The organism is Kitasatospora sp. NPDC056184 (genome assembly GCF_042268405.1).
GTDB lineage: Bacteria > Actinomycetota > Actinomycetes > Streptomycetales > Streptomycetaceae > Kitasatospora.
In genome coordinates this window covers 32,219-39,490 of the sequence record NZ_JBHJUI010000021.1, presented here as the reverse complement: position 1 = coordinate 39,490, position 7,272 = coordinate 32,219, and the positions used below count along the sequence as shown (strand labels likewise).

6 protein-coding genes are annotated in these 7,272 nt (G+C 71.0%); all 6 read right to left on the bottom strand.

Going from position 1 to position 7,272, the window contains the following annotated elements; translation table 11 throughout:
* Positions 1–190: 190 nt before the first annotated feature.
* From nuoN to nuoI, 6 genes are read right to left on the bottom strand one after another with little or no spacing between them, the layout of a single operon-like run.
* Positions 191–1,828, bottom strand: coding sequence for an NADH-quinone oxidoreductase subunit NuoN (gene nuoN, locus ACFC0B_RS31260; RefSeq protein WP_376093385.1), 1,638 nt, complete (start codon positions 1,826–1,828; stop codon positions 191–193).
* The gene (locus ACFC0B_RS31255) at positions 1,825–3,489 is read right to left on the bottom strand and encodes an NADH-quinone oxidoreductase subunit M (RefSeq protein WP_376093382.1); all 1,665 of its coding nucleotides are present in this window, start codon (positions 3,487–3,489) and stop codon (positions 1,825–1,827) included. The genes nuoN and ACFC0B_RS31255 overlap by 4 nt, the downstream gene beginning before the upstream one ends.
* A 37-nt stretch (positions 3,490–3,526) precedes the next feature.
* Complete coding sequence (gene nuoL / locus ACFC0B_RS31250) at positions 3,527–5,422, bottom strand: NADH-quinone oxidoreductase subunit L (protein WP_376093379.1); 1,896 nt, start codon at positions 5,420–5,422, stop codon at positions 3,527–3,529.
* A gap of 13 nt (positions 5,423–5,435) precedes the next feature.
* The gene (gene nuoK, locus ACFC0B_RS31245; protein WP_030300898.1) at positions 5,436–5,735 is read right to left on the bottom strand and encodes an NADH-quinone oxidoreductase subunit NuoK; all 300 of its coding nucleotides are present in this window, start codon (positions 5,733–5,735) and stop codon (positions 5,436–5,438) included.
* Entirely contained in the window at positions 5,732–6,658 is a 927-nt protein-coding gene (locus tag ACFC0B_RS31240) for an NADH-quinone oxidoreductase subunit J (protein WP_376093376.1), read from the bottom strand. The genes nuoK and ACFC0B_RS31240 overlap by 4 nt, the downstream gene beginning before the upstream one ends.
* On the bottom strand, positions 6,655–7,266 hold the full coding sequence (gene nuoI / locus ACFC0B_RS31235; protein WP_376093373.1) for an NADH-quinone oxidoreductase subunit NuoI: 612 nt from the start codon (positions 7,264–7,266) through the stop codon (positions 6,655–6,657). Before nuoI ends, ACFC0B_RS31240 begins: the two co-directional genes overlap by 4 nt.
* Between the last annotated feature and the right edge of the window lie 6 nt (positions 7,267–7,272).

Sequence of the window (7,272 nt, the reverse complement as noted above, 5' to 3'; positions counted from 1 at the left end):
ACCTATATATACACTGCCTTTGTCGTCGGCCGCTCCTGTTTTTAATACCACCCCCCCCGCGCCGCCCCCGGGGCCCCCCCGGCCCCCCCCCCCGCGGGCGGGGGGCCGCCCCGGGGGGCGCCCCCCGGACGGTCGTGGGGGCGTCGGGCCCGGCCACCGCCGGGGCGGTGGCCGGGCCGTCGGCGGGCGGTCAGCCGACGAAGAACACGGCCTTGGAGGCGAGGTCCAGGAAGTACTGCGGCAGCAGTCCGAGGCCCACCGTCACCACGACGCCCACGCCGATCGCGGTCGCCGTGAAGGCGCTCGGGATGGCCACGGTCGGGCCGCCCGGCTGCGGGTCGGAGAAGAACATCAGCACGATGACCCGGATGTAGAAGAAGGCCGCGACCGCCGAGCTGAGCACGCCCACGATCACCAGCGGGGTGGCCCCGCCGGCCGCCGCGGCCTGGAACACCGCGAACTTCCCGGTGAACCCGGAGGTCAGCGGAATGCCCGCGAAGGCCAGCAGGAAGAGCGCGAAGACCGCCGCGACCAGCGGGGAGCGCCGGCCCAGGCCGGCCCAGCTGGACAGGTGGGTGGCCTCCCCCTTGGAGTCGCGCACCAGGGTGACGACGGCGAACGCGCCGAGCGTCACGAAGGAGTACGCCAGCAGGTAGAACAGCACCGAGCCGACGCCCTGCCGGTTGCTGGCGATCACCCCGGTGAGGATGAAGCCGGCGTGCGCGATCGAGGAGTACGCGAGCAGCCGCTTGACGTCCTGCTGGGTGACGGCCAGGACCGCACCGACCACCATGGTGAGGATCGCCACACCCCAGAGCACCGGCCGCCAGTCCAGCCGCAGCGCCGGGAAGGCCACGTAGAACAGCCGCAGCACGGCGCCGAACGCGGCCACCTTGGTCGCGGCCGCCATGAAGCCGGTGACCGGGGTCGGCGCGCCCTGGTAGACGTCCGGGGTCCAGGAGTGGAACGGCACCGCGCCGACCTTGAAGAGCAGGCCGACCGTCAGCATCGCCAGGCCCACCAGCAGCAGGGCGTCGTTCTGGGTCGAGGAGACCAGCGCCGGGGTGAGCAGCGCGTTGCCGGAGATGACGTCGGCGATCTCGCCGAGCCGCACGCTGCCCGCGAAGCCGTACAGCAGCGCGGTGCCGAACAGGAAGAACGCCGAGGCGAAGGCGCCGAGCAGGAAGTACTTGACCGCCGCCTCCTGGGAGAGCAGCCGGCGGCGCCGGGCCAGCGCGCAGAGCAGGTAGAGCGGGAGGGAGAAGACCTCCAGCGCGACGAACATGGTCAGCAGGTCGTTGGCGGCCGGGAACAGCAGCATCCCGCCGACCGCGAACATCGTGAGCGGGAAGACCTCGCTGGTGGTGAAGCCGGCCCGGATCGCGCCGCGCTCCTGCTCGCCGCCGGGAGTGGCGGAGGCCTGGGCGGCGAACGCGTCGGCCGGCGCTCCCCCGGCCTTGGGCTCCAGCCGGCGCTCGGCGTAGGTCAGCACCGCGACCACCGCGACCAGCAGGATGACGCCCTGGAGGAACAGCGTCGGGCCGTCCAGGGCGACCGCGCCCATCGCGACCGCGTCGACCTTGGTGGTGCCGTAGCCCTGGGCGGCGAGCACCAGGACGGCGACGAACGCGCCGGCCAGGCCGGTCAGCGCGGTCACCACCTGGGCCCAGTGCCGGAGCCGCCGGGGCAGGAAGGCCTCCAGCAGGATGCCGGTCACGGCGGCGCCGAACACCACCAGCATCGGCGAGAGTTGGCCGTACTCGATGTGCGGTACGGGGATGCTCTGGGTTCCGCCGCCGGCGGCGGCGAGCCATCCGCTGCTGCTCACTTGTGCTCACCTCCTGAGCGGGCGGTCCCGTCCTGGCCGGTCCCGTGGTCGGCGGCGACCGGGTGGGCCGGCGCCGGGTCGGTCTGGTGGACCTGCGAGAGGGTCGCGTCCACCGAGGGGTTGACGAGGTCGGTGAGCGGCTTCGGGTAGACGCCGAGCAGCACGGTCAGCGCCACCATCGGGGCCACCACGGCGAGTTCGCGGGCCTTGAGGTCCGGGATGCCGCTGACGCCCTCCTTGACCGGGCCGGTCATGGTGCGCTGGTAGAGCAGCAGCGCGTACAGCGCGGCGAGCACGATGCCGAGGGTGGCGACGATGCCGATCGCGGGGTACCGGGTGAAGGTGCCGACCAGGACGAGGAACTCGCTGACGAAGGGCGCCAGTCCGGGCAGCGACAGGGTGGCCAGGCCGCCGATGAGGAAGGTGCCGGCGAGCACCGGGGCGACCTTCTGCACGCCGCCGTAGTCGGCGATCAGCCGGGAGCCGCGGCGGGAGATCAGGAAGCCGGCCACCAGCATCCACACGGCGGTGGAGATGCCGTGGTTGACCATGTAGAGGGTGGCTCCGCTCTGGCCCTGGCTGGTCAGCGCGAAGATGCCCATGATGATGAAGCCGAAGTGCGAGATCGAGGCGTAGGCGACCAGCCGCTTGATGTCCTTCTGGCCGATGGCCACCAGCGCGCCGTAGATGATCCCGATCACCGAGAGGACCAGGATCGCCGGGGCGAAGGTCTTCGAGGCGTCCGGGAACAGCCCGAGGCAGAAGCGGAGCATCGCGAAGGTGCCGACCTTGTCGACCACGGCGGTGATCAGCACCGCGGTGCCGGCGGTCGCCTCGCCCATCGCGTTCGGCAGCCAGGTGTGCAGCGGCCAGAGCGGGGCCTTGACCGCGAAGGCGAAGAAGAAGCCGAGGAACAGCGCCTTCTCGGCGGTGCCGCTGAACTGCAGCCGGCCGTCGGCGACCGCGCCGGTGAGCGTCTGGAGGTCGAAGGTGGCCAGGCCCTGGTCCTGCGCGATCACGTACAGGCCGATCACGGCGGCCAGCATGACCAGGCCGCCGAGCAGGTTGTACAGCAGGAACTTGACCGCCGCGTAGGAGCGCTGGCGGGCCGACTCGGGGCCGCCCGCCCGGTCGCCGAAGCCGCCGATGAGGAAGTACATCGGGATCAGCATGGCTTCGAAGAACACGTAGAAGACGAAGACGTCGGTGGCGTAGAAGGAGACGATCACCATCGCCTCCACCGCCAGGACCAGGGCGAAGAAGCCCTGGGTGCGGCGCCGCGCCTCGAAGGTGTCGGGGTCGGACGCCCCCTCCGGCGCCGGGGCGGCCGGGTCGGCGTCGTGCCAGGAGGCGAGCAGCACCACCGGCACCAGCACGGCGGTGAGCAGGGCGAGGACGGCGCCGATGCCGTCCACGCCGAGCGCGAAGGTGATGCCGAAGGAGCGGATCCAGCTGTGGGACTCGGTCAGCTGGTAGCGCGCGCCGTCCGGGTCGAACCGCACGGCGACCACGGCGGCCAGCACCAGGGCGGCGGCGGAGAAGGCCAGTGCCGCGGTCTTCGCGGCCCGCCGCCGGCCCTCGGTGGTCCCGGCCGGCAGGGCGGCGGTGACCACCGCGCCGGCCGCCGGGACCGCGCAGGTGGCGGTGAGGAGGACACTCATGCCCCGGCCTCCTGACGGTGTGCGTGATGGGGAATCATCAGACGGACCTCATCAGGAGAGTCGTGGCGACCAGCACCAGCGTGCCGCCGAACATGGAGAGCGCGTACGAGCGGACGTAGCCGTTCTGGATCCGCCGCAGCCGGCTGGAGACGCCGCCGATGGTGGCGGCCAGCCCGTTGACGAAGCCGTCCAGGCCGCGGCTGTCGAAGTAGACCAGGGCGGCGGTGAGCGCCGAGCCGGGGCGGACCAGGACGGCGTGGTTGAAGTCGTCCTGGAGGAGGTCGCGGCGGGCGGCCCGGGTGAGCGGGGAGCCGTAGGGCGGCACCACCGGGACGGCGGAGCGGCCGTACACCGCGTAGGAGAGGGCGACGCCGACCACCATGCAGGCGCTGGTGAGCAGGGTGACCACCAGCGGGGTGAGCGGGGAGTTCCCCTCCTCGTGGCCGGTGACCGGCTCCAGCCAGGTGAGGAAGGAGCTGTCGAACACGAACAGCCCGCCCGCGAACACCGAGCCGAACGCCAGCACGATCATCGGGATCGTCATGGTGCGCGGCGACTCGTGCGGGTGCGGGTCGTTGCCCCGGGCGTCCGGCTGCCAGCGCTTCTCGCCGAAGAAGGTCAGGATCATCACCCGGGTCATGTAGAACGCGGTGACCGCGGCGCCGGTCAGGGCGCACAGGCCGAGGATCCAGCCCTCGGTGCCGCCCTTGGCGAAGGCCGCCTCGATGATCTTGTCCTTGGAGAAGAAGCCGGACAGGCCGGGGAAGCCGATGATCGCCAGGTAGCCGAGGCCGAAGGTGACGAAGGTGACCGGCATGTACTTCCGCAGGCCGCCGTAGTGACGCATGTTCACCTCGTCGTTCATGCCGTGCATGACCGACCCGGCGCCGAGGAACAGCCCGGCCTTGAAGAAGCCGTGGGTCACCAGGTGCATGATCGCGAAGGCGTAGCCGATCGGGCCGAGGCCGGCCGCGAGGATCATGTAGCCGATCTGCGACATGGTCGAGCCGGCCAGCGCCTTCTTGATGTCGTCCTTGGCGCAACCGACGATCGCACCGAAGAGCAGGGTGACCGCGCCGACCACCACGACGGCGGTCTGGGCGTCCGGCGCCAGGTTGAAGATCGCCCCGGAGCGGGTGATCAGGTAGACGCCGGCGGTGACCATGGTGGCCGCGTGGATCAGCGCGGAGACCGGGGTCGGGCCCTCCATCGCGTCCCCGAGCCAGGACTGCAGCGGCACCTGCGCCGACTTGCCGCAGGCGGCGAGCAGCAGCATCAGGCCGATCGCGGTCAGCTTGCCCTCGCTCGCACTGTCGGCGGTGGCGAAGACCGGCCCGAAGGTGAAGGAGCCGAACTCGACGAACATCAGCATGATCGCGACGGACAGGCCCATGTCGCCGACGCGGTTGACGATGAACGCCTTCTTGGCGGCCGTCGCGGCGCTCGGCTTGTGCTGCCAGAAGCCGATCAGCAGGTACGAGGCGAGGCCGACGCCCTCCCAGCCGAAGTACAGCAGCAGGTAGTTGTCGGCGACCACCAGCAGCAGCATCGCCGCCAGGAAGAGGTTCAGGTACGCGAAGAAGCGGCGCCGGCGCTCGTCGTGCGCCATGTAGCCCACCGAGTAGAGGTGGATGAGCGTGCCCACGCCGGTGATCAGCAGGACGAAGGTCATCGAGAGCTGGTCGAGCTGGAACGCGATGTCGGCCTGGAAGCCGTTCACCGGGATCCAGCTGAACAGGTGCTGGGTGACGGCGCGGTCCTCGGCGTCCCGGCCCAGCATGGACGAGAACAGCGCGAGGCCGAAGCCGAAGGACAGTGCGGCGAGCGCGGTGGCCAGCCAGTGGCCGAACCGGTCGAAGGCCCGTCCGCCGAGCAGCAGCAGGGCGGCGCCGGCCAGCGGGGCCGCGACCAGCAGCGGAATGAGAGAGTTCACCGAGGTCCTCCGCCTACAGCTTCATCAGGTTGCTGTCGTCGACCGAAGCGGAGTGCCTGGTCCGGAAGATCGAGACGATGATCGCGAGGCCGACCACGACCTCGGCCGCCGCGACCACCATGGTGAAGAACGCGATGATCTGGCCGTCCAGGTTGCCGTGCATCCGGGAGAAGGTGACCAGCGCCAGGTTGGAGGCGTTGAGCATCAGCTCGACACACATGAACAGCACGATCGCGTTCCGCCGGATCAGCACGCCGGAGGCGCCGATGGTGAACAGCAGGGCGGAGAGATAGAGGTAGTTGACCGGATTCACTCCGCCCCCTCCTCGTCGTGGTCGGACGCCGGGCGGTTCGCCGGCGCCTTGTGGTTGGCGGCCACCGGCTCCAGGGCCTGGCGCGGGCCCGCCACCGGCGGGCGCTCGGACGGCGGGCGGCCCAGCCAGTCGGCGGTGGTGGACTCCAGCTCGGCCATCCGGGCCAGCATCTCCTGGCTGACGTCGCGGATCTGGCCGCGCTCGCGCAGGGTCGCCATGACCGAGTCCTCGGCGATCGAGCCGTCCGGCAGCAGGCCCGGGATGTCCACCGCGTTGTGCCGGGCGTAGACGCCGGGCGCGGGCATCGGCGGGACCTGCAGGTTGTCCGCGATCCGCTGGGCGGCCAGCTCCCGCTGGGTCTTCGGGGCCTTCACGTGCTCGCGGTGGGTCAGCACCATGGCGCCGATCGCGGCCGTGATCAGCAGCGCGCCGGTGACCTCGAAGGCCCACACGTACTTGGTGAAGATCAGTCGGGCCAGGCCCTGGACGTTGCCCTCGGCGTTGGCCTCGCCGAGGCCGGCGAAGGTGTCCAGTCCGGCGTTGGCGACCCCGGCGACCAGCAGCACCCCGAAGCCGAGGCCGCAGACCACGGCGGCGAACCGCTGGCCCTTCAGCTGTTCCTTCAGCGAGTCCGCGCTGGTCACGCCGACCAGCATCACCACGAACAGGAAGAGCATCATGATCGCGCCGGTGTAGACGACGATCTGCACCACGCCCAGGAACACCGCGCCCTGGGCCATGTAACAGACCGCCAGGGCGAGCATCGTGGCGGCCAGGCAGAGCGCGCTGTGCACCGCCTTCCTCATCAGCAGCATGCCGAGGGCGCCGCCGACGGCGATCACCGCGAGCACCCAGAACTGGACGGCCTCGCCGGTGGAGGTCGCGCCGGTGACGGCGGCGAGGGTGGCGGGGGCGGCGGTCACGACTGCGCCTCCTTCTCCCGGTCGGTGCGCTCCTGGAGTTCGGTGCCCGGCGCCGCGGCGATGATCTCGCCCCGGTAGTACGCGCCCTCGTCGGCGCCCGGGAAGATCGCGTGCGGGGTGTCGACCATCCCCTCGGAGAGGCCGACCAGCAACTGCTCCTTGGTGAAGATGAGGTCCTGGCGGGAGGAGTCCGCGAGCTCGTACTCGTTGGTCATGGTGAGCGCCCGGGTCGGGCAGGCCTCGATGCACAGCCCGCACAGGATGCAGCGGGCGTAGTTGATCTGGTAGACCGCGCCGTAGCGCTCGCCGGGCGAGTAGCGCTCCTCCTCCCGGTTGTCCGCGCCCTCGACGTAGATGGCGTCGGCCGGGCAGGCCCAGGCGCACAGCTCGCAGCCGACGCACTTCTCCAGGCCGTCCGGGTGCCGGTTGAGCTGGTGGCGGCCGTGGAAGCGCGGAGCGGTGGGCTTCTTCTGCTCCGGGTACTGCTCGGTGAGCCGCTTCTTGAACATGGCCTTGAAGGTCACGCCGAAGCCGGCGGCCGGTCCGAGGATGGACGGCTTCTCGGCCCGCTCGGGCCGGTCGGGCCGGGGGTTCTGGTCGGACGACATCTCGGT

Coding starts and splice junctions, on each gene's coding strand:
- nuoI (WP_376093373.1), bottom strand. CDS start 7,266: ATGTCGTCCGACCAGAACCCCCGGCCCGACCGGCCCGAGCGGGCCGAG.
- ACFC0B_RS31255 (WP_376093382.1), bottom strand. CDS start 3,489: ATGAGTGTCCTCCTCACCGCCACCTGCGCGGTCCCGGCGGCCGGCGCG.